General features: G+C 64.2%; 22 protein-coding genes and 1 pseudogene. 9 read left to right on the top strand and 14 right to left on the bottom strand.

The genetic code is table 11. The annotated features are described in order from the left end of the window. Positions 1-30: 30 nt before the first annotated feature. The gene (locus D9V28_RS08015; RefSeq protein WP_121659206.1) at positions 31-1,230 is read left to right on the top strand and encodes an ROK family transcriptional regulator; all 1,200 of its coding nucleotides are present in this window, start codon (positions 31-33) and stop codon (positions 1,228-1,230) included. A gap of 388 nt (positions 1,231-1,618) precedes the next feature. Here D9V28_RS08015 and D9V28_RS08005 read toward each other — a convergent pair whose 3' ends face one another. The 3 genes from D9V28_RS08005 to D9V28_RS07995 form a co-directional block, all read right to left on the bottom strand. Further along, positions 1,619-2,623, bottom strand: a complete 1,005-nt coding sequence (locus tag D9V28_RS08005) for a sugar phosphate isomerase/epimerase family protein (protein WP_121659204.1) — start codon at positions 2,621-2,623, stop codon at positions 1,619-1,621. 48 nt (positions 2,624-2,671) lie between these two features. Further along, positions 2,672-3,823 carry a Gfo/Idh/MocA family protein gene (locus tag D9V28_RS08000; protein ID WP_121659203.1) on the bottom strand — a complete coding sequence of 384 codons (1,152 nt, stop codon included), beginning with the start codon at positions 3,821-3,823 and terminating at the stop codon, positions 2,672-2,674. A gap of 114 nt (positions 3,824-3,937) precedes the next feature. Next, positions 3,938-4,987, bottom strand: coding sequence for a substrate-binding domain-containing protein (locus D9V28_RS07995; RefSeq protein WP_121659202.1), 1,050 nt, complete (start codon positions 4,985-4,987; stop codon positions 3,938-3,940). Between the two features lie 174 nt (positions 4,988-5,161). On the opposite strand from D9V28_RS07995, the gene D9V28_RS07990 reads away from it, so the two are divergent. From D9V28_RS07990 to D9V28_RS07975, 4 genes are all read left to right on the top strand, one after another. After that, positions 5,162-6,682: a sugar ABC transporter ATP-binding protein gene (locus D9V28_RS07990; protein ID WP_183086469.1), complete on the top strand. Its 1,521-nt coding sequence runs from the start codon at positions 5,162-5,164 to the stop codon at positions 6,680-6,682. Continuing rightward, positions 6,679-7,734, top strand: coding sequence for an ABC transporter permease (locus D9V28_RS07985; protein ID WP_121659201.1), 1,056 nt, complete (start codon positions 6,679-6,681; stop codon positions 7,732-7,734). Before D9V28_RS07990 ends, D9V28_RS07985 begins: the two co-directional genes overlap by 4 nt. A gap of 106 nt (positions 7,735-7,840) precedes the next feature. Then, on the top strand, positions 7,841-8,908 hold the full coding sequence (locus tag D9V28_RS16085) for a DUF2207 family protein (protein WP_183086468.1): 1,068 nt from the start codon (positions 7,841-7,843) through the stop codon (positions 8,906-8,908). 35 nt (positions 8,909-8,943) lie between these two features. Beyond that, on the top strand, positions 8,944-10,041 hold the full coding sequence (locus tag D9V28_RS07975) for a DUF2207 domain-containing protein (protein ID WP_121659200.1): 1,098 nt from the start codon (positions 8,944-8,946) through the stop codon (positions 10,039-10,041). A 58-nt stretch (positions 10,042-10,099) separates the two neighbouring features. On the opposite strand, the gene D9V28_RS07970 is transcribed toward D9V28_RS07975, so the two are convergent. Together D9V28_RS07970 and D9V28_RS07965 are read right to left on the bottom strand one after the other, a co-directional pair. Further along, complete coding sequence (locus tag D9V28_RS07970; protein ID WP_121659199.1) at positions 10,100-10,378, bottom strand: hypothetical protein; 279 nt, start codon at positions 10,376-10,378, stop codon at positions 10,100-10,102. A gap of 141 nt (positions 10,379-10,519) precedes the next feature. Beyond that, positions 10,520-10,810 carry a DUF4287 domain-containing protein gene (locus tag D9V28_RS07965; protein WP_121659198.1) on the bottom strand — a complete coding sequence of 97 codons (291 nt, stop codon included), beginning with the start codon at positions 10,808-10,810 and terminating at the stop codon, positions 10,520-10,522. A gap of 340 nt (positions 10,811-11,150) precedes the next feature. On the opposite strand from D9V28_RS07965, the gene D9V28_RS07960 reads away from it, so the two are divergent. Beyond that, entirely contained in the window at positions 11,151-11,510 is a 360-nt protein-coding gene (locus D9V28_RS07960) for a hypothetical protein (RefSeq protein WP_121659197.1), read from the top strand. A gap of 165 nt (positions 11,511-11,675) precedes the next feature. Then, positions 11,676-12,005, top strand: a complete 330-nt coding sequence (locus tag D9V28_RS07955; protein ID WP_183086467.1) for a DUF4234 domain-containing protein — start codon at positions 11,676-11,678, stop codon at positions 12,003-12,005. A gap of 10 nt (positions 12,006-12,015) precedes the next feature. Here D9V28_RS07955 and D9V28_RS07950 read toward each other — a convergent pair. Both D9V28_RS07950 and D9V28_RS07940 read right to left on the bottom strand, forming a co-directional pair. After that, a pseudogene (locus D9V28_RS07950) lies at positions 12,016-12,255 on the bottom strand (LysR substrate-binding domain-containing protein); the annotation flags it as partial. 179 nt (positions 12,256-12,434) lie between these two features. Further along, positions 12,435-13,154: an alpha/beta fold hydrolase gene (locus D9V28_RS07940; protein ID WP_121659195.1), complete on the bottom strand. Its 720-nt coding sequence runs from the start codon at positions 13,152-13,154 to the stop codon at positions 12,435-12,437. Between the two features lie 172 nt (positions 13,155-13,326). Here D9V28_RS07940 and D9V28_RS07935 point away from each other — a divergent pair, with 172 nt between their 5' ends. Beyond that, on the top strand, positions 13,327-13,812 hold the full coding sequence (locus D9V28_RS07935; RefSeq protein ID WP_121659194.1) for a glutathione peroxidase: 486 nt from the start codon (positions 13,327-13,329) through the stop codon (positions 13,810-13,812). A gap of 3 nt (positions 13,813-13,815) precedes the next feature. Here the strand turns inward: D9V28_RS07935 and D9V28_RS07930 are convergent, their stop codons facing one another. After that, positions 13,816-14,178: a hypothetical protein gene (locus D9V28_RS07930; protein ID WP_121659193.1), complete on the bottom strand. Its 363-nt coding sequence runs from the start codon at positions 14,176-14,178 to the stop codon at positions 13,816-13,818. A gap of 136 nt (positions 14,179-14,314) precedes the next feature. Between D9V28_RS07930 and D9V28_RS07925 the strand changes: the two genes are divergently transcribed. Further along, entirely contained in the window at positions 14,315-14,629 is a 315-nt protein-coding gene (locus D9V28_RS07925) for a TFIIB-type zinc ribbon-containing protein (RefSeq protein ID WP_121659689.1), read from the top strand. Between the two features lie 84 nt (positions 14,630-14,713). Here the strand turns inward: D9V28_RS07925 and D9V28_RS07920 are convergent, their stop codons facing one another. The 6 genes from D9V28_RS07920 to D9V28_RS07895 form a co-directional block, all read right to left on the bottom strand. Beyond that, a complete protein-coding gene (locus D9V28_RS07920; protein WP_121659192.1) occupies positions 14,714-15,034 on the bottom strand; it encodes an ArsR/SmtB family transcription factor in 321 nt (106 codons plus the stop codon). Continuing rightward, positions 15,034-15,714, bottom strand: coding sequence for an SRPBCC family protein (locus D9V28_RS07915; protein WP_121659191.1), 681 nt, complete (start codon positions 15,712-15,714; stop codon positions 15,034-15,036). The genes D9V28_RS07920 and D9V28_RS07915 overlap by 1 nt, the downstream gene beginning before the upstream one ends. A 12-nt stretch (positions 15,715-15,726) precedes the next feature. After that, on the bottom strand, positions 15,727-16,782 hold the full coding sequence (locus tag D9V28_RS07910; protein WP_121659190.1) for a glutathione S-transferase family protein: 1,056 nt from the start codon (positions 16,780-16,782) through the stop codon (positions 15,727-15,729). A gap of 195 nt (positions 16,783-16,977) precedes the next feature. Then, complete coding sequence (locus tag D9V28_RS07905) at positions 16,978-18,270, bottom strand: M18 family aminopeptidase (protein WP_121659189.1); 1,293 nt, start codon at positions 18,268-18,270, stop codon at positions 16,978-16,980. Between the two features lie 33 nt (positions 18,271-18,303). Then, a complete protein-coding gene (locus D9V28_RS07900) occupies positions 18,304-19,056 on the bottom strand; it encodes an SDR family NAD(P)-dependent oxidoreductase (RefSeq protein WP_121659188.1) in 753 nt (250 codons plus the stop codon). Positions 19,057-19,140: 84 nt separating this feature from the next. Further along, positions 19,141-20,100: an isoprenylcysteine carboxylmethyltransferase family protein gene (locus tag D9V28_RS07895; RefSeq protein WP_121659187.1), complete on the bottom strand. Its 960-nt coding sequence runs from the start codon at positions 20,098-20,100 to the stop codon at positions 19,141-19,143. Position 20,101 lies beyond the last annotated feature (1 nt).

Genomic DNA, 20,101 nt, shown 5'->3' with positions numbered 1-20,101 from the left:
TATGCTCGTTGGCTGTGGTTGAATTGCCTGATGGTCGACATAAGTCCCGGAGGAGCGCTCGGATCGAGTGCGACGAGCGATATCTTCCAAATTCTGCGAGACGGTCGACCGCGCACTCGCACCGAGCTCGCCACGCTCACCGGGTTGGCACGCTCCACTGTTGCGCTGCGCATCGACTCGCTCACCCAACTCGGCCTGATCGGGCCGGCCGAGACAGCCCCATCCACTGGTGGCCGCCCGTCGTCGCAGTTCGCGCTGCGCGCCGGCAACAGGGTCGTGCTCGCCGTCGACATCGGGGCCACGCACGTGCGGATCGCCGTGAGCGACCTCACCGGCCACCCGCTCAGCGAAGACACAGCCGCGATTGAGGTCACCCGAGGGCCGGAGGCCGTGCTCAATTGGGTGATTGACGCAGGCGACAGCCTCCTCACCACGGCTGGTCGATCGCCCAGCGACCTGCTCGCGATCGGCGTTGGCCTGCCCGGACCGGTCGAGCACTCCAGCGGCCGCCCGATCAACCCGCCGATTATGCCCGGCTGGGACAACTTCGATGTACCCGCCTGGCTCGGCACGCACTTTCACGTGCCAGTGCTCGTCGATAACGACGTCAACATCATGGCGCTCGGCGAGCGCGAGGTGGCCTGGCCACAGGTTGATCACCTCATCTTTGTGAAGGTCGCGACGGGCATCGGTGCCGGTGTGATTTCCGGGGGGATGCTGCAACGCGGCGCCCAGGGAGTGGCCGGCGACCTCGGCCATGTTCGGGTGTCACGAGACAGCGGTACGCTCTGCCACTGCGGCAACACCGGCTGCTTGGAAGCACTGGCGTCGGGTCCGGCCCTCGCGCACTCGCTCGGCGTCGCGACACCCTCGAGTCAGGACGTCATCGACCTCGTGCGTTCGGGCAACCTCGACGCCATCCAGGCCGTACGCCAGGCGGGGCGCGACCTCGGCGAGGTGCTCACGGCCTGCATCAGCCTGATCAACCCCTCGGTCATCGTGGTCGGCGGCGCCATGGCGCAAGCGGGCGAGCACCTCATCGCCGGCGTGCGCGAGGTAGTTTATGCCCGCTCGATGCCGCTCGCGACCCAGCACCTGCAGATCACCCAGTCGAGCGTTGGCGCGAACGCGGCCGTCCTGGGCGCGAGCCTGCTGGCGATCCACCACGTGCTCTCCCCTGAGAGCGTCGAGGCCATGGTGGTCGACCTCGCGGACGCCACCGCGAGGTAAACCCACGCTGCGTTTCGCACGCCACCCCGTGGCATCCGCTCGCGGGTTTCGCCGACCGCACGCGCCTCGAGCCATCGAGAATCGGTTGCACCCGCTGAACAGACCCACTTTGCCGTTGGGTGCGCCCACGAACGACGAAGTTCGGCAACTCAGCTGGCGCTACGACGGCGTGTGGCATTCACACCACTCGGGCCGCCCGAACGCGCCGGCCAACTCGGTCCACCGACCACCACGCGAAATCGAGTCGGCCCAAAGGGTCACTCACGAAATCGAGTCGGCCCAAAGGGTCACTCACGAAATCGAGTCGGCCCAAAGGGTCGTTCCACGCAAAACGAACGACCTTCTCGGACCGATCGATTGCAGAAACGACCGTTCGTGACCGATCGAGTCAGTTTTTCGTACTGAACGCCGCGTCGAACGCGGCCGCCGGCGCCGGAAAGGCGAACTTCCGCACGAACTCGAGCGCCTCGGGCGCACCAACGAGGCGATCCATACCGGCGTCCTCCCACTCGACAGACAGCGGCCCGTCGTAACCGATCGCATTCATCATCCGGAACGCGTTCTCCCATGGCACATCACCGTGACCAACCGAGATGAAGTCCCAGCCGCGGCGCGGATCCGCCCACGGCAGGTGCGACGAGAGCCGCCCGTTGCGGCCGTTGCCGAGACGCTTCTTCGTGTCTTTGCAGTGCACGTTATAAATCCGGTCCTGGAAATCCCAGAGGAAACCGACCGGGTCGATGTCCTGCCAGACCATGTGCGACGGGTCCCAGTTGAGGCCAAACGCCTCGCGGTGCCCGATCGCCTCAAGCGTGCGCTTCGTCGTCCAGTAGTCGTACGCGATCTCCGACGGGTGCACCTCGAGCGCGAACCGCACCCCAACCTCGTCAAACACGTCGAGAATCGGGTTCCACCGGTCGGCAAAGTCCTGATAACCGGCCTCAACCATCGCCTCGGTCGCCGGCGGGAACATCGCCACATACTTCCAGATCGACGACCCCGTGAACCCGGTCACCGTTCTCACGCCAAGCGCAGCGGCGAGCCGCGCGGTGTTCTTCAACTCCTCGGCCGCACGCTGCCGCACACCCTCGGGGTCGCCATCACCCCAGACCCGGTCAGACACAATGTCGCGGTGCCGCTGGTCGATCGGGTCGTCACACACCACCTGCCCCTTCAGGTGGTTCGAGACGGCCCACACCTTGAGGTTGTGCTTCTCAAGCAGCGCGAGCTTGCCGGCCACATACTCCTCGTCATCCCAGCGCCACGGGTCGAGGTGGTCACCCCAACAGGCAATCTCGAGACCGTCATAGCCCCACCCCGAGGCAAGACGCACGACCTCCTCGAACGGCAGGTCGGCCCACTGACCGGTGAACAATGTGACAGGACGGGTCATGAAACTACTCCTTGGTCGATGTCGATCGAGAGAACGGATGCCACGAGCTCAGTTCGGCCCGGACGTCGCGGTCCACGCGCTTCCGGACTCCGCACTGCGCTCGACGGCGTCGAGCACCTGCTGCACCTGCAGCCCGTCGGCGAACGACGGTGTTGGCTGGCTGCTCCCGGCGACGCCGATCACGAAGTCGCGGGCCTGGTGGGTGAAGCCGTGCTCGTAGCCGAGCATGTGACCGGTGGGCCACCAGGCTTCGAGGTACGGGTGCTGCGGCTCGGTGACGAGGATCCTGGTGAATCCCTGCCGGTCCGCTGGGGCCGTTGCGTCGTAGAAGCCGAGTGAGTTGAGGTCCTCGAGGTCGAACGAGATCGCACCCTTCGATCCGGAGACCTCGATGCGCAGCGCGTTCTTCCGCCCGGTCGACATGCGTGTCGCTTCGAACGATCCGACCGCTCCCCCGTCGAACCGACCGGTGAACAGGGCGAGGTCGTCGACGGTGACGTCGCCCATCTCGTCCGACGCCGTTCCGGCCAGCCCCGACACCTCAGCGAGCTTCGGGCGCTGCTTCACGAACGTCTCGAGCATGCCGCTTACGCTCGTCAACCGCTGGCCGGTGATGAACTGGGCCAGGTCGATGGCGTGCGCGCCAATGTCGCCGAGCGCACCCGATCCGGCCAGGTGCTTCTGCAGCCGCCACGCCAGAGGAACTTCAGGGTCAACGAGCCAGTCCTGCAGGTACATGGCGCGCACCTGCCGGACCTCTCCAACGGCACCGGATGCCACGAGGTCGCGAGCGAACGTCGCGGCTGGCACCCGTCGATAGGTGAATCCCACCATGGCGTAGACGCCGTTCGCCGCAGCCTTCTCGGCGGCATTCGCCATCGCGCGCGCCTCCTCGACCGTGTTCGCCAGGGGTTTCTCGCACAGAACGTGCTTGCCTGCCTCGAGTGCGGCGATCGCGATGTCGACATGCGAGTCGCCCGGGGTCACGATGTCGATCACATCGATGTCATCGCGCGCGACGGCATCCCGCCAGTCGGTCGCCGTCTCGGCCCAGCCGAACTTGTCGGCGGCGGCCGTTGCCGCTTCGGCATTACGACCGACGAGCAGCGTCATCTCGGGAGCGACGGGCAGATCGAAGAACCGTGGAGCGACCCGCCAACCCTGCGAATGCGCGGCCCCCATGAAGCCGTATCCGATCATGGCGATCCGAAGCGGTGGTTTTTTTGGCACGGTTCCTCTTTCTGGCGGTTCGCCGCGGATGCAGCGGTGCAATGAGAAGACGGGGGCGCCCCGAGGCACCCCCGCCCGGTTTGCCTATGACTCGAAAGCCGTCGGCAGATACTTATCGACGTTCTCGCTCGTTACGACGGGAGCGTTGAGGACGATGCGGTTCGGGACCTCGATCTCGACCAGGTCACTCATTGCCTTTTCCTGTGCCACGAGTCGGGCGAGGCGGATGCCGTCAGCGGCCTGCGTCGACGGGTAGATGACCGTCGCCTTCAGCACGCTGTCACCACTCTTGATCAGTTCCATGGCGTTCTTTGATCCGGCGCCGCCGACCATGATGAACTCATCGCGGCCTGCGGCGTCGATGGCTGCGAGGACGCCGATGCCCTGGTCGTCGTCGTGGTTCCACAGGGCGTCAATCTGAGGTGCCGCCGCGAGCAGCTGCGAGGTGGCCGCTTCGCCACCCTGCACGGTGAAGTCAGCAGCGACGCGGTTGGAGACTTCAAGTCCGCAGTCTTCGAGTGCGTCATTGAAACCCTGCGTGCGGTCCTGGGTCAACGGAAGCGAGTCGATTCCGGCGATCTCCGCCACGATGGCATCCGGGTTGTCACCGACTTCTTCACAAATGTAGGTTCCTGCCGAGACGCCCATGCCGTAGTTGTCGCCGAGGATCGTGACACGGGAGGCGAATGTGCTCGAGAACTCACGGTCGACGTTGATCACCGGGATGCCTGCCTCCATCGCCTGAATGGCGACCTCGGTCAGCGCAGCTCCATCGGTAGGCAGCAGGACGATGGCATCGACTTTGTCGTTGATGAACGTTTCAACCTGACTGATCTGCAGGTTTGCGTCGTTGGTTCCCTCGGCGACCCGGAGGTCAATGTCGGGGTACTTCTCCGCTTCGGCGATGGCCGATGCGTTGATCGCGCCGAGCCAGCCGTGGTCGGCAGCCGGACCCGAGAAACCGATGACGACAGTGTCACCCTTTGCCTCGTTGTCTTCAACTGTCGATCCGCCGGTTTCGGCACCGGTGTCCGTGCCAGTGTCACCGGCCGTACAGCCGGTGAGAACGAGAGCGGCGGCCAGGGTAGCGCCCGCGGCGACGAGCGTCCTTCCCCGTTTGTGTAGTGAAAGCATGTGATTCCTCCGTTTGGGTGATTCGCAAGGTTGCCAACGATGAGGAGGGCTTGGCCAGGGGGCTGCTGAACCGAAATGCCTGTGTCGACGCTGACTTTTGTCACCATAGCAGAAGTGGTCACGAAATCGGCGACTTATTATCGTCCATCGTCATATGTGTGCTAGATTGCGCTCATGATCGATGACGACCATGCAGCACCCCTGCTCGAAGTCCGCGGAATCACCAAAACCTTCGCTGGGGTGCAGGCGCTCAAGGGCGTGAACCTCACCGTTCGTGCGGGAGAGGTCCACTGTGTTCTCGGGCAGAACGGCGCGGGCAAGTCGACGCTGATCAAGACGCTCGCCGGAGTGCACCAACCAGACTCGGGAGAGATCCTCTGGCGCGGCGAAGCGGTAACCATCGCCCACCCGGTCGCTGCGCTCGACCTCGGAATCGCGACCATGTACCAGGAGCTCGATGTCGTCGACGGCCTCACCATCGCCGAGAACATCTTCCTCGGCCATGAACATTCCACCGGCGGGTTGCTGAAGGTCTCGCAGGCGAACCGCATCACCAGGGAGCTGCTCAGCCGGCTCGGCCACGGCGACATACCCGCGTCGACCGAGGTCGGCCAACTGTCGGCAGCGAACAAACAGATCGTCAGCATGGCCCGTGCCCTCTCCCGCGACACCAGGCTCATCATCATGGACGAGCCGAGTGCCGTACTGGACTCCGGAGAGGTGGCCAATCTGTTCCGCGTCATCCGCGAACTGACGAGCTCCGGAATCGCGGTCGTCTACATCTCTCATCGGCTCGAGGAGATTCGGCAGATCGGCGACCGCATCTCAGTGATTAAGGACGGGAGGAGCACCGCGAGCGGCCTGGCCGTATCTGAGACACCGACTCCTGAGCTGATCAGGCTGATGACCGGGCGTGACGTCGCCAACGTGTTTCCGGATGCCGTCCCGGTGCCCGCCAGCGCTCCTATCCTTCTCGAGGTGGATCACCTCAACCTCCGCGGCCACTTCTCCGATGTGCACTTCACCGTTCGTGCGGGAGAGATCGTTGGGCTCGCCGGGCTCGTCGGTTCCGGCCGCTCGGAAATTCTGGAGACGATCTACGGGGCGCGCAAAGCGACATCCGGCACCGTCTCTGTTCAAGGCAAGCCCCTGCACGCCGGCTCTGTCAGTTCAGCGGTCGGCGCCGGGATGGGTTTCTCACCCGAGGAACGCAAGAGCCAAGGTCTGATCCTCGACGAACCGATCTTCAAGAACGTCACGCTGTCGACCTTCAGCCGGTTCTCACGCGCAGGCTTCCTTAACGAAGGTGCGGAGAAGGTCGCGGCTCGCGAACAGATCAACGCCCTCGAACTGCGGCCAGCCGATCCTGAACGCCCCGCGCGCACCCTCTCCGGTGGCAACCAGCAAAAGATTCTCCTTGCTCGCTGGCTCGTGCACGGCACCCGTGTGCTGCTGCTCGACGAACCGACGCGTGGCGTCGACGTGGGGGCGCGTGCAGAGATCTACGCCCTCATCCGCCGGTTGGCGGCCGAAGGCACAGCCATTGTCGTCGTCTCGAGCGAAATTGAAGAGGTCCTCGGCCTTTCCGACCGGGTGCTCGTGATCAGCGACGGGAACGTGCTGGCCGAGACGAACGCCGGTGACATCGATGAATCCGGTGTGCTTGACCTCGTAATGAAAGGAAGTGCCGCGTGAGCGAGCAGAAGACCCCGGTCCACGCGGAGGCTGCGCCCGTCCCGGGTGCATCACAGCAGGCGGAACGCCCCAGTGCGCTGAAGCGTGTCCTTGGCGGGTCCGTCGGTCGAAACCTCGGCCTCGTCATCGCGCTTGTCGTGCTGTTGATCATCGGAACAGTGACCGCAGGCGATCGTTTCGCTGACGTCAATAATTTCCTCACGATCATCCGTTACGCGTCAATCATTGGCGTGATCTCAATCGGCATGACGTTCGTCATCACCGCAGGAGGCATCGATCTCTCCGTCGGTTCAGTGATGGGCCTCTCAACGGTCGTCGCGAGCCTCACGGCAGTGCAACTCGCTGCGACGCAGAGCTCGTGGTTGCTGATGATCCTGGTCCCGCTTGCCGTGGGCGCCGCCGCAGGGCTGGTTAACGGCATCATCATCGCGTACGGCAATGTCGTGGCCTTCATGGCGACACTGGCGATGCTCGTCGGCGCGCGGGGCCTCGCCGAGCTCATCTCCGGGCGGCGTACGCAGATCGTCACCAACACGGGTTTCCTCGAGTTCACGCGCGCAAACCTGCTCGGTGTGCCAGTGCTGATCTGGATCTTCGCGATCGTGGCGATCGCCGGATGGATCCTCCTCAACCGCACCACGTTCGGCCGCCGCACCGTCGCGATCGGCGGGAATGCCGAAGCATCCCGCCTCGCTGGCATCAAGGTGAGGCGTCACCTGCTCATGGTCTACGTGCTGTCCGGCTTCACCGCAGGCATCGCCGGCATCATGATGCTCGGTCGCACGACGGCAGGAACATCCACCCACGGAACGCTCGTGGAGTTGGATGCCATCGCTGCGGTCGTCGTCGGTGGCACGCTCCTTATCGGTGGCCGGGGAACGATCGTCGGCACCGTGCTCGGTGTGCTGATCTTCTCGACCCTGACCAACGTGTTCACGCAGAACAACCTCGACACCTCCGTGCAGGCGATCGCCAAAGGCCTGATCATCGTGGTGGCCGTGCTGCTGCAACAGCGGTTTGCAACGCACGGTGCGGCGGCACAAAAGAGTTAGTCCGCTGCCGTTGTGGACCTGGACGCGCCGCGTGGCATCCGGTCGATTGCTGCCACACTGAACCCACGACACCGTGCGACGTCCGCCGGTTCTGACGGGGGTATGAGTGAGCGACATCCAGTTGGCGATTCTCTTCACGGTGATCAGCGGCATTATTTGCGCGGTGTCAGGAATTCATTTTTTTCGATCGCCGCGCTCCCCGAAATCGACCCGCGCCGTGATCGCTCAGTATGTACCGCCCGCTGGTATTTCAGTTCTCGAGGCTGCAATCGTTCTTCACGGACAGAAACGTAGCGTCAGCGCTCAAATCGTTGACCTTGCCGTGCGCGGCGTGCTGTCGGCGCTTGAGCCCGAACAGGTCGGCAAAATCTACCTCTTACGACTGGACGACCCGCGTCTGGTAAACGGGCCCATCGAGGAACGTGTTGTCCATGCGATCTTCGGCCGAACCGGGAAACCTGGCGACGTCGTGCGCGTTAACAAGACAAACGCCCGGCTCGCCCGACGCCTGATGATCGCCCAGGGACGCGCGGCCGCCGCAGTTGTTCAGGCCAACCTGATGCGCCCACCGAGAAATGGATTGCGCGCAATACTGCCGTTCCCGCAGCTGCTCATCGTTGCACCGGCGATGGTGTGGGGTGCCGGAGTCGTCCCGATCGGGCTGCTCGCGTTAGCCTTCGGGCTGATCACGATCGGTTTCGCGTTCGGGCGATATCACGCGCTCACTCCACGAGGTGTCGAACTGCGCGACTACCTTCATGGACTGCGCGAGTATATTCGGCTGGCTGAGTCGGATCGGATCCGGGTGCTGCAAGGCCCGGACACCGCGATGACCCGCGGAGATGTGCTCGTTCTCACGGAACGTCTTCTCGGTTGGGCCGTGCTGTTTGGTTACGGCAAACCGTGGGCACAACTGCTTGAACTGCAGCGGGAGAACACCGATGGCGGCACCCTCACGAGCGTGCCAGTGACCCTTGGGTTCTCCGAGGCATTCGAAGGCGTCGCTTCCACAGGCATTTCAGGAAGCTTCGACTCGTCAGACGAGGGTGGATCCGACTTCGGGAACTCAGGTGGAATGGACTTCGGAGATTCCGGCGGGAGCTCTGGCGACGGCGGCGGAGACAGCGGTGGAGGTGGAGACGGCGGTGGAGGTGGAGGCGGAGGCGGCGACTAGCTCTCTCGGCACGCGGACTCTGCCAGACTCGTGACATGATGCTCGTCCTGGTGCTCGTTTTCCTGACCTTGCCAACACTGGCGTTGCTTGCGATAGCCATCACTGCTCGGGCGACCGGGCGAGCTTTGCCCAAACCGCGCGTCGTCGAGTACGTTCCCCCGAAGGGTGTGCCCGTTCTCGACGCCGCTCTGCTGAGCGGCAACGAGAAGCGCGGGATCGCCGCGGCTCTCATCGGGATGGCCGTCGACCGCAAGATCCGCCTTCTCGCCGAACCCGACAAAAAAGCGCCGGTTGCTGTCGAGGTGCAACCCCACGCTGTGTTCACCATCCAGGAGCTCGGTCTTCTCGATGCCTTGTTTGGCCCGGGACACAGCTCAAGTCGGGTCCGGCGCTTCAGTAAAGACCGACGGGCGCAGTCCGCTCAACTTGCGAAGGTATTGGCCGCTGCCGAGTCCTACCTCAGGAGCTATGGGCTCATCGGCCCCCTCGTAAAGTGGCGCCTGATTCTCCTCCGCGTGTGCGCGGGAATCTTCCTTCTTTTCGCTCTCTTCGTCGCGCTCGGCGCTGGCGGCAACGGCGAGATCGCCGCGATGTATATCTCTCTGCTGACAGCCGGGATCGCTCTGGCCTCCATGATCGTGGCGCCGGGTAAGTGGCGTAGGTACGGGGAGCCATCGGCTCTTCTCCGGGAACAGTTGGCCGGGCTCAACGGGTACATCTCCCTTGCCGAAGCCGATCGGCTTCGATTCCTGCAGAGCCCGTCAGGAGCATTGCGCACCGCGTCCGGGGTCACTGCGGCTGGCCTCGCCGTCGGCGTTGGCGTCACCGGACAATCAGGCCCGTCCTTCGAACTCGACAGGCTCATCCTGAATGAACGGTTGCTACCGTATGCCATCCTCTTTGGGCACAGCGAGGAATGGCTTGCCGAGCTCCGGGTCAGTTATAACGCGGTCGGTGCGACCGATCTCCAGGGCGTCGGTGCCGCACTCGACGTTGCCGCTGATCTTCTCCTCCTCGCGAGCGTCGTCGGCAACCTCGCTGAATTGGCCTTCGCCCTCGGCGATGCCGTCGACGCTGGCGGCGCGGTATTCGAAGCCGTCGGCGCTTTTGCCGATCTCTTCGATGGGCTCTAACCCCGCTCCGCGGCTGCTCTGCGCGTCCGACACAAAGTTCTGACCCAGCGCGGTCGGGTCAGAACAGGTCAGCGATGTCCCATGCATTGTCGTCGCTGTACGGCTCTGAAAGGTGACCCGTGTCACGCGGGTCATCGGGGACCTCCTGCGTGGTGATGACAATGGCGACACCGGGACTCACCAGAACGCTTACAGCAATGTTTCCAACAACTGTGAGGTCCACAAACTTGCCGCCAGCGACCACCGCCTCCTCCGCGGAGGCTTTCAGTGTGGCAGTTTCCGTTCCCTGGGCGAGCACGTAGGAGTGCCCTTCGATGGTGAGTGTCGTGCGCCGCATCAGCGCCCCTTCCGTCGTCGAACAGGTCTCGCCCGGCCACGCTACAGCCGAGGAACTCCCACGGCGATGTGTTGACGACCCGCGGAAAACGGGCTACCGCCAGCTAGCAAGGTAACCCTACGGGGCGAGGTTTGCCGCGCGTTAGGCCGGTTTGCTCGCCTTTCCGTCCAGCCACAGGACGTCTGAGTCATCGCGATGGGTGCCTGTGGTTCCCACGAATTTCGCATCGATCTGCGGGCCCTTTTTGATGACGTGCACGAGCGCCATACCGTGCCCGCGACCGAGGCCGTAGTCGACCTTGAGCCACTCGAGCACCTCGCCGGCCTTCACCGACTCCCCCTCGAACCCCTTGCTGTGAGCAATATCGAGCAGCTGACGTGGGGTGAGTCCCGTCTTGTCTTCGATCGTGTCAAGGTACGCCTGAAATGACATGCCGTTTCCTCCCGGTAATGCAGTCACCGTAGCAAGGCGAGACCTCGCTCGCATCCGCAATTTACTGCGATACCGGGAACGGAATTTCCATGTGGGCCAAGGGCGACACCGAGTTCCAGTCGGAATAGCCCCCATGGGGAGTCCGCCCCATGGGGCAAAATGTGGGTCGCCGCTAAGCTCAAGGTGAACGTGCACCTGCTTTTGTTCGCCACCCTCCGGAGCTGCCATGTCTGAATCGCTTGGCGCCGATGTTCAAGAACTCAGCGCACTGGCCAAGGAATTCTCTGGCAGATCTCAGTTACTCGCCGTAGCCCTGCGGCAGCAGTTGAATGAGGCCTAAGTGAGTGAAAGCCCAGACAACAGCCAGCCGCAACACGGACCGAACTACGATCCAAATCCGTTCAACGTAAACCAGTACCGGGAGGAATACGGGCCGGGTGGAGTCCCGTCCGACTACACGTTCCACGCAAAAGCACCGCTGCAGAATCCCATCGGCATCCGCATTCTGGGCGTTGTCCTGTTCGTTATTGCCTGCGTTCCGATCTACCCGGCCACGCTGTCTGGCTTTACCATGCCCGGCAGCATTTATGCCGGTCTGATTTTTTTGGGAGCGGCCACGGCAGGCGTCTGGGCCTTCATCATTGCTGGCCGCCGGCAGCGGTGGCTTACCGCCAAGGGTGTGCCCCGCAAAGACTGGTAATCCCGATTTCATCAGCAGGCAACCGTCGTATGCCGCCCACTATTGTCACGGCCCCGGGCGGCAGCTACACCAGCGTGTCCACACCGATTGCGGAGCCCCGAGTGAGGGCTACCCCCACAGCTCACCCTCCACTACGGTTCGAGAAACCCCATCGATCGGATCCTCTTGAAGCAGCGCAGCGCGGCAGCCGTATTTTTTCTCCCACTCATTACGTTCGGCATCTACTGGATCGTCTGGCTCGCCAAAACCAGGGGCGAAGTGAACGGCCAGGGCACCTCCGTCCCGACCACCTGGCTCTTTATCGTTCCGTTCGTATCGATCTGGTGGCTGTGGACGCTCTCGGCCGGCATCTCTAAGGTCTCGGGAGGCGGCACCGGAGGCAAGTTTGCGCTCCTGCTCCTCCTGGGCAACATTGGGGCCACCTTTGTCCAGGCCGGTATGAACACCCGAAGCCGTGGGATCGCCGGGTCGGCACACGCGTTCGCCACGGCGTAGAGCCGAAGCGTCAGATCTCGCCCATCAGTTGCGGTTTGAACGCAGCCGCACGCACCCGGAGCGCATCCGCAACCACGGCGACTGCGGGCTGACGCAGCGAGTCAGGCCTCAGCACCATAAAGTACGGCTGCTCCTCGCGGAAGTCTCCGGGCAGCAGTCGCACCAGATCATCGTGCTGGTCAGCCATGAAGCACGGCAACAACCCGACACCCGCGCCAGCACGCGTCGCCTCGACGTGCACAAACACGTTGGGTCAAACTCCTCGATCGGGCTTACCTCTTGGATGCCGGCGTTATTCACCAGAATGTCGATGCCATCGAGGGCCGGGGCACGCGCGGCGACGGCGACGGCGTGAGGGTACGCCGCGATGGTCACCGGCGCGAGCTACACAATGAACGGCGGCTGGTCGGCGCGATAGCCAACCCGCACTTAACCCAATGTGGCGTGCCGGTAACCGTCGAGCAGGGCCTCGGTGAACTCGGTGGGCCGCACAACGCTAACCATGTGACTGGCACCTGGCACCGTAACCAGTCGCGCGTCACGCGTCGCCGCGAGGTACCGACCGGCATGGGCCCGCACGTGATCGAATTGTCCGTTGATGAACAACACGGGCACGTCTATTTCGGGCAATCGCTCGAGGGGGCGCAGCGTCAACAACGTGAGCAGCACGTCGTCCATCACCTCCAGGGCCACTCCCCCGGCAATCACGTCTGTTGCACCGGGGTTCGGCACGAACAGACGCACGGTGAAGTCGTTGAGTGCTCGACCGCGGTCAGGAAATGTGTGGATCACCTTCGAGATTGCTCGCCAACCGTGCATGATCACCGGGTGCGGCACTGTGGCGCAGGCCGCAGCGAGCAGGCCTGCAACCCGGCCGGGGTTTCGTGCCACCCACTCGATGGCCAGGTAACCGCCGAGCGAGAATCCGACGAGGTACGGTTTGGTTCCGGATGCCTCGGCGGCGGTCACAGCGTCATCGATACTCTCGAGAGCGAGCTCCAGGGTGAACCGTTCGCCGATTCGTTTCCCGTGCCCGGGCAGGTCGATTGCGTCGGTGGGGATGCCGAGTGTGCTCAACTCTTCAACCTGGTGACGCCACAGGGTCGCTGACGTGCGCAGGCCGTGCACGAGGATGACGGTGGCAGGCATGCTCTTCATCCTAGGTTTACGCGCGGCGTCGGACCGCCACCGACTGCCCGCTTGGTCCGTGCGGGCCTGTGGTGTGTCACCGAGCACCCCGCGATGTCATCGATCGTTCCGAGTATGCAGTCGCTGCAAACTGCGCAGGCAACCTCCAGCATCCGGTCGTAACCTCAGAATCATGAGCATCCGCGACATTCCCCTCACCACAATCTCCGGCTCGACAACGACCCTGGCTGAGCATTCGGACAAGGTGGTCCTGATCGTCAACGTCGCCTCCAAGTGCGGGCTCGCGCCGCAGTACGACACCCTCGAGGCGATGTACCAGAAGTACCGCGACCGCGGCTTTATAGTTCTCGGCTTCCCGAGCAACCAGTTCTTCCAGGAGCCCGGCGAGGGCGAGGCGCTCGAAGAGACCTGCCGAATCAACCACGGCGTGACCTTCCCGCTGTTCGAGAAAACCAAGGTAAACGGCAAGAACGCCCACCCGCTCTACGCCGAGTTGACTCAGACTCCGGATGGCAGCGGCAAGGCGGGCAAGGTGAAGTGGAACTTCGAAAAGTTCGTCATCACTCCCGACGACACTGTGCACCGCTTCCGTCCGACGACGGTTCCTGACGCTCCCGAGATCGTCTCGGTCATCGAGGGCGCACTCGCGACCGTGTAGCGCTTAGCCGTTGCTCGGCGCTGGAGTCGCGGTGTTGCCGCAGGCGTCAAGCAGAGCGTCGATGGTTTCGCGTGACACTTGGCCATCTCCGCCGGCGATGCTGTCGATCGGGTTCAGGAACTCGGCCGGAACGCCGGCCGCCTCGGCCGCCGTGAGCAGCCCGGCAAGCACATCCTTGTCCTGCTCGCTGAGCTGGCCGTCCTCGATCGTCGTGCAGATCTGCTCCTGAAGTTCAGCAACGGCAGCCGATCCGGCCTGCGAAGCGGCCTCACCGGCAATGTCCCTCGCGGCGTCACCGACCGAGCTGCACCCGGCGAGCACAACGAGAAGCGGAACGGCAAGAAGCGGAGCGAATCGGCGAATCATGCTTTCGAGCCTACGGGGACCGGCCCGCCCAATCCTGAAAGACCGGTCACCCCCACGCTCTGCACGCGCAACTCTCAGGATCAGCAGAAACCGGCTCCCTAGGATGAACCGAACACTTTTCGCCTTGGAGGACATCATGAAGTGCCCGACAGATTCAGCCACCCTCGTCATGAGCGAGCGCAGCGGCGTCGAGATTGACTACTGCCCCGAGTGCCGGGGTGTGTGGCTCGACCGCGGTGAACTCGACAAGATCATCGAACGCGCCGAGAACGAGATCGCGAAGAGCACTCCAGCTCCAGCCGCGCCTGCGATGCCCCAGCAGCAGTACCCGACGAACCCCCGTTCGTACGCCCCGCAGTACGGTGAGCGCAACAACGACCGCCGCTACGACGACCGCGACGGCTACCGCAAGTCGAAGAAGGAAAGCTGGATCGCCGACCTCTTCGGTTAACCCGAGAGCCGACGTGTCGACCCACGTCACCACTCGATGAACGGATGCTGTCCCGCACGCTGCGGGACAGCATCCGTTTATCGTTTAATGACGTGAACCGCGCACGATCTCGGTTCCGAGGGCATCGAGCCGCTGGGTCCAGAAGCCGCGGAAGTGCTCGAGCCAGTCGTCGACCGCGTGAAGCGGATCGGCGTCGACCGCGTAGATGCGCCGCCGGCCATCAGCACGGACCGTCGTGAACCCCTGCTCGCGCAGCACTTTGAGGTGTTGCGACACAGCCGGCTGGCTGATGCCGAACTCACCACGGATGATGTCGACGAGCTCGCCAGCCGGCCGCTCACCATCCGCAAGCAGCTCGAGCAGCCTGCGCCGCACCGGGTCGCCCAGGATGTCGAACGCGTGCACTACCCGGCAACACCCTCGGCGGGGTCGGGTCCGACGCCGGTGTAGGCCGCGAGGCAGCGAGCTGCGGCAGCGTCTGCGTCGGCCTTCTTCTCCCCTGCCGCGATGCTGGCGTTCCGCCACGCATCGTTCGATCGAGTCATGAAACGGATGCCATCGGCTGATTCCATCCAAGCCATGGCTTCTTCGGGAGCGAGGCTTGCGCCGCTCGAAGTGTGGAGGGCAAGACCGAGGAGCATCGAGTCCCAGCCGATACCGACGGCGCCCGGGCCGAACTGCTTCCAGTCGGCGTCGTCGACGAGCGCCGCGTGCTCGACCTCGAGGGTCGCCGAGTTTTCGTCGCCGGTGAGGCGGGCGGTGACCCAGCTGACGTCGCCGCCGTATTCCCACGTGACTGCGAGGGTGTGTGGCTCGGCGCACTCGAGGATCTCGCCGCCAGCGTTGCCCTCCAGCTGGTAGTGCCCGCCGAGCTTGAGGTCACCGCTGATCGGCATGAGCCAGCGCGAGATGCGATCGCCGGTAGTGATCGCATTCCACAGGTCGGCCTGGCTGGTGGGATAGGTCTGCGACAGGGTGAGGACGCGACCGTTTTCGCCGTCGATCTCGCGGCGGCTCAGGGTTCGCGTGACGGCGTCGATCTGGGCGCCGGTCGCCTCTGTGAGTTCCGAAGTGTTGATGTCCATGCGGACAAAGTATCAGGCGCGACTTATATGTGCAAGCGTCGCCTCAAGACCGTGCCCCTCAGTTGCCCGCTCGGCGGGCAGCGGCGGTCCAGGCGGAGTTCCGTCGCCGAACGGCCGTCCACCGAGTAATTCGCGACCGTGCGCTGTGAGCCAGCCAGAGGCATCCGGCCCCGCAGGCACAATTCCGGTCGGGTTGATGTCGGAGTGAACGACGTAATAGTGCTGCTTGATCTGCTCGAAGTCTGTGGTGTCACCGAAGCCGGGCGTCTGGAACAGGTCGCGGGCGTATGCCCACAGCACCGGCATCTCGGTGAGCTTGTTGCGGTTGCACTTGAAGTGGCCGTGGTAGACCGCGTCGAACCTGGCGAGGGTGGTGAAGAGGCGAATGTCGGCTTCGGTGATGGTGTCGCCGACGAGGTAACGCTGCCCGGCGAGCCGTTTCTCGAGCCAGTCGAGCCGGTCGAAGAGACGCGAATACGCCTTCTCGTATGCCTCCTGCGACCCGGCGAATCCGGCGCGATAGACGCCGTTGTTGACGTCGCGGAAGACGAGGTCGTTGACCTCGTCGATCTCAGCGCGGAGGTGCTCGGGGTACAGGTCGGGTGCGCCGTCACGGTGGTGCTCGGTCCACTCGGTTTCAAAATCGAGCGTGATCTGCGGAAAGTCGTTCGTGACGACCTTGCCCGACGCGATCTCGACGATCGCTGGCACCGTGATACCGCGCGGGTAGTCGGCGAATCGCCGGAAGTAGGCGTCCTGCAGGTGGTGAATGCCGAGCACGGGGTCGAGTCCGTCTGGGTCGAGGTCAAAGGTCCAGCTGCGGGCGTCATGGGTGGGGCCGGGCAGGCCGAGCGAAATCGCGTCCTCGAGACCGAGCAGCCGTCGAACGATGGCCGTGCGGTTCGCCCACGGGCAGGCGCGGGCGGCAACCAGTCGGTACCTGCCTGCCTCGACTGGCCAGCCGTCGCGACCGTCGCGCGTGATGCGGTCTTCGATGTAGTTCGTGTCGCGGGTGTATTCCTCGCCCGGCTCGACGTAGCTGCCCGTCGTGGATCCCTGCGTGCTCATGACATCAGCCTAGGCACCGGCGCCGGGCGCGCCCCGTTTCGCCCGGGGCCTCGACGCCAGCACCGAGGCCCGCTACCCTGCCTCTGGGTTCCCGATGAACGCGACCGGGCGCTCAGGGGCCTGAGCTGTCACAAATCGTCCCAAAGCGGCGCGCGGTGAACGACGAAGTATGTCTCTTCAGCGGAGCAGCGACTCTCAGGCGCCGGCGAAGAACGAGCCGATGGCCCTGGACAATCCGACGAGGTCGTTCACGTGAGCCAGTTCGCGCGCGGAGTGCATCGACAACAGCGGCACTCCGACGTCGAGCACCCGAATGCCGAGTCGCGTCGCCGTGAGCGGGCCGATCGTCGAGCCACACGGCACGGTGTTGTTCGACACGAACTCGCTGTACGACACGTCGGCAGCGGCGCAGGCACGTGCCCACAGTGCTGCTCCTGCAGCGTCGGTCGAGTAGCGCTGGTTGGCGTTGATCTTCAGCAACGGGCCTGAGCCCATCACCGGCTGGTTCACCGGGTCGTGCTTCTCGGCGTAGTTCGGGTGCACCGAGTGGCCGGCATCTGCCGAGAGACACCACGAGTCGGCATACGCACGCAGCTTGTCTGACACGCTCGCGCCGAGGCCCGCCCCGATCCGTGAGAGCACGTCGTCGAGCATCGGTCCGGAGGCACCCGAGCGGGAGTTCGACCCGAGCTCTTCGTGATCGAACGCGGCGAGCACGTTGATGTGGTCGGCGTCCTCTGGCGCACCGAGCAGCGCGACGAGACCGGCGTATACCGAAGACAGGTTGTCCATCCGTCCCGCAGCGAACAGCGAGTCAGCGAGGCCGAACCGGCGCGGCTCCTGGGTATCTGCGGTGAGGATGTCGTAGCCGGCAACAGCCCAGCCGTCGATCCCGGCGATGTGAGCCAGGTGCCCGATCAAGTCAGCCTGGCTGGCGTCACCAACCCCGAAGACCGGGGTGGTGTGGCGCTGCCTGTCGAGCGTGAGTCCGGCATTGGCGTCGCGGTCGAGGTGAATGGCCAGCTGCGGAATCCGCAGGAACGGCCCGGTGCGCACGAGGTACTCACGTCCGTCGCGGGTGACGAGGCGACCGGCGAGCTCAAGCTCCCGGTCGAGCCAGGAGTTGAGGAGCGGCCCACCGTAAATCTCGACACCGGCCTGCAGCCAGCCGTGCGACCCGATCGTCGGCTTCGGCTTGAGCTTGAAACCCGGCGAGTCGGTGTGCGCTCCCAGAATTCGAAAAGGCGTTATTGACGCGGATGCCATCGGCTGGTTCCACGCGATTACCGCGCCATCCCGAACGACATAGCGCTTCCCAGCCTCTGTCGGCCATTCTGCCGATTCCTTCAGTCGCGAAAAACCCGCGTCATCGAGCCGTCGAGCCACCTCGGCTGCCGCGTGGTACGACGACGGGCTGGCCGCTATAAAACGGGCGAAGTCCTCGATGTACTCGGCGACGGAATCGGTTCGGGCGGGCGCGTTCGTCATGGTTCCATCCAATCACGCGCCCGCCCTGCGCGATTACTGGGCGGTGTAGCCGCCGTCAACCAGGTACTGCGACCCGGTCACGAACGAGGCGTCGTCCGAGAGCAGGAACAGCACCACCTTGGCGACCTCTTCGGATGCACCGAGGCGACCGATCGGGTGCTTCGCGACGAGACCGTTGTATGCCTCTTCCGGCAGCCCCTGAAGCAGCGGGGTGTCGATGTAGCCCGGGTGCACCGAGTTGATCCGGATTCCCTTGTCGGCGTAGCTGATCGCCGCAGCCTTGGTCATGCCGGCGACGCCGTGCTTGGCCGCAACGTAGGGCAGCGCGTTTGCGTCGCCGACAACTCCGAGGATGGATGAGGTGTTGACGATCGCTCCGCCGCCAGCCGCGAGGATCGCGGGCACCTGGAAGTGCAGTCCGTAGAAGACGGAGTCGAGGTTGACGCCCATCAGTGCGCGGTATCCGGCGATGTCGATGTCGGCGACTGGGCCCTGTGGGCCGCCGATTCCGGCGTTGTTGAACGCGAGGTGGAGTCCACCGTATGTGTCGACTGCCTTCTGCACCGCAGCCTGGACGTCGTCGGGGTTGGACACGTCACCGGCGATAGCGACGGCTGTTCCACCCGCCGAGGTGATCTCGTCGGCGACCGACTGGGCAACCTCGATCTTGAGGTCGTTGATGACGACGCTCGCACCCTCGGCCGCGAGGGCCGTGGCGACTGCCTTGCCGATACCTGATCCGCCGCCCGTAACGAGCGCGGTCTTGCCTGCAAATTTCTCAGTCATGTTTTCTCCTTCAGCCCCTTGTGGAGGCACGTGGAAGGTCGGCCCAAACGACCGACTACTTATCCCAACAACATTTCCCCCGATTTATTCACTTGCATAAGACTGTGCCGCTTCAGTCGCCGGAAAATCCGCCCTCGGGTGGACCATACCTGCCCGTGGCACCCGGGGAATCCAGCAGCGAACGGAGCTGGTGTATCGGCGAAACTCCTCACCGAAGCGCTGCTCCAGATCGCTTTCCTCGTGCGGTCTGATGGCGAAGTTCCACAGCAGTGAGCCAGCAATCGCATAGATGACGACGAGCCACGAAGAGAGCAGGAGTCCGACACCGATGCCCTGCACGATGCCGGAGACCGCCATCGGATTGCGCACCCACAGGTAGGGACCGGCAACAACCAGCCTGTGGGGCATGGCTGACGGCAGCGGCGTTCCGTTTCCAAGCGTCGACATGGTGACGGCGGCCCAGATACCGAGGGCGCTTGCGGCGATGAGCACCACTCCCCCCAGCGTTGCGGCGAGCACCGACGGCGGGAGGGCCAGTTCCCACCGTCGCTCGAGCGCAGCAACGACCAGGGGAATTACGACGAGGAAGAGTCCCCAGAAGACCGCGATCTGCCGGAAGGTTCTCGCCACGTGAGTAGCGGCCGCTGGAGCAACGGCCGCCGGACGAAACGCGAACGGGCCACGGATGAGCTCGGACGTCGGCACCCGCCCCAGCACGAGAAGACACAGCGCAAGCGCGGAGCACACGGTGGCCGCGATCATGATGATTACGCCCCAGCCGGCCTCTGTCGTGACCGTGGCATATACGGCGAGCGCCATCGCGACACAGCCCGTCCAGCCCGCCGTCACGGCAGCCGCACTTCGAACACCGCACGCCGCGATCGCCGAGGCCACCACGAAAAGCGGAATGTCGAAGCACGCCACCAGAACGGGATCAAGACCGCCCAGGGTCGCTTCGCGCACGAAAGGTGAGGTGAAAACGGCGAACCACCAGATCGCCCCTGCCGCCGCCTGCACGGCGAAATAGATCCGGCCCCAACGCATG

The organism is Mycetocola zhadangensis, assembly GCF_003668565.1.
In the GTDB taxonomy this organism is placed as follows: domain Bacteria; phylum Actinomycetota; class Actinomycetes; order Actinomycetales; family Microbacteriaceae; genus Mycetocola_A; species Mycetocola_A zhadangensis.
Note: the sequence above shows the minus strand (reverse complement) of the source record. Positions and strands in the feature narration are given on the sequence as shown.

Bases quoted from the DNA above. Each gene is read 5' to 3' on its own strand.
- D9V28_RS08015 (WP_121659206.1), top strand. From the start codon at position 31: ATGGTCGACATAAGTCCCGGAGGAGCGCTCGGATCGAGTGCGACGAGC.
- D9V28_RS08005 (WP_121659204.1), bottom strand. From the start codon at position 2,623: ATGACCCGTCCTGTCACATTGTTCACCGGTCAGTGGGCCGACCTGCCG.
- D9V28_RS08000 (WP_121659203.1), bottom strand. From the start codon at position 3,823: ATGATCGGATACGGCTTCATGGGGGCCGCGCATTCGCAGGGTTGGCGG.
- D9V28_RS07995 (WP_121659202.1), bottom strand. From the start codon at position 4,987: ATGCTTTCACTACACAAACGGGGAAGGACGCTCGTCGCCGCGGGCGCT.
- D9V28_RS07990 (WP_183086469.1), top strand. From the start codon at position 5,162: ATGATCGATGACGACCATGCAGCACCCCTGCTCGAAGTCCGCGGAATC.
- D9V28_RS07975 (WP_121659200.1), top strand. From the start codon at position 8,944: ATGATGCTCGTCCTGGTGCTCGTTTTCCTGACCTTGCCAACACTGGCG.
- D9V28_RS07970 (WP_121659199.1), bottom strand. From the start codon at position 10,378: ATGCGGCGCACGACACTCACCATCGAAGGGCACTCCTACGTGCTCGCC.
- D9V28_RS07965 (WP_121659198.1), bottom strand. From the start codon at position 10,810: ATGTCATTTCAGGCGTACCTTGACACGATCGAAGACAAGACGGGACTC.
- D9V28_RS07940 (WP_121659195.1), bottom strand. From the start codon at position 13,154: ATGCCTGCCACCGTCATCCTCGTGCACGGCCTGCGCACGTCAGCGACC.
- D9V28_RS07935 (WP_121659194.1), top strand. From the start codon at position 13,327: ATGAGCATCCGCGACATTCCCCTCACCACAATCTCCGGCTCGACAACG.
- D9V28_RS07930 (WP_121659193.1), bottom strand. From the start codon at position 14,178: ATGATTCGCCGATTCGCTCCGCTTCTTGCCGTTCCGCTTCTCGTTGTG.
- D9V28_RS07925 (WP_121659689.1), top strand. From the start codon at position 14,315: ATGAAGTGCCCGACAGATTCAGCCACCCTCGTCATGAGCGAGCGCAGC.
- D9V28_RS07915 (WP_121659191.1), bottom strand. From the start codon at position 15,714: ATGGACATCAACACTTCGGAACTCACAGAGGCGACCGGCGCCCAGATC.
- D9V28_RS07910 (WP_121659190.1), bottom strand. From the start codon at position 16,782: ATGAGCACGCAGGGATCCACGACGGGCAGCTACGTCGAGCCGGGCGAG.
- D9V28_RS07905 (WP_121659189.1), bottom strand. From the start codon at position 18,270: ATGACGAACGCGCCCGCCCGAACCGATTCCGTCGCCGAGTACATCGAG.
- D9V28_RS07900 (WP_121659188.1), bottom strand. From the start codon at position 19,056: ATGACTGAGAAATTTGCAGGCAAGACCGCGCTCGTTACGGGCGGCGGA.
- D9V28_RS07895 (WP_121659187.1), bottom strand. From the start codon at position 20,100: ATGCGTTGGGGCCGGATCTATTTCGCCGTGCAGGCGGCGGCAGGGGCG.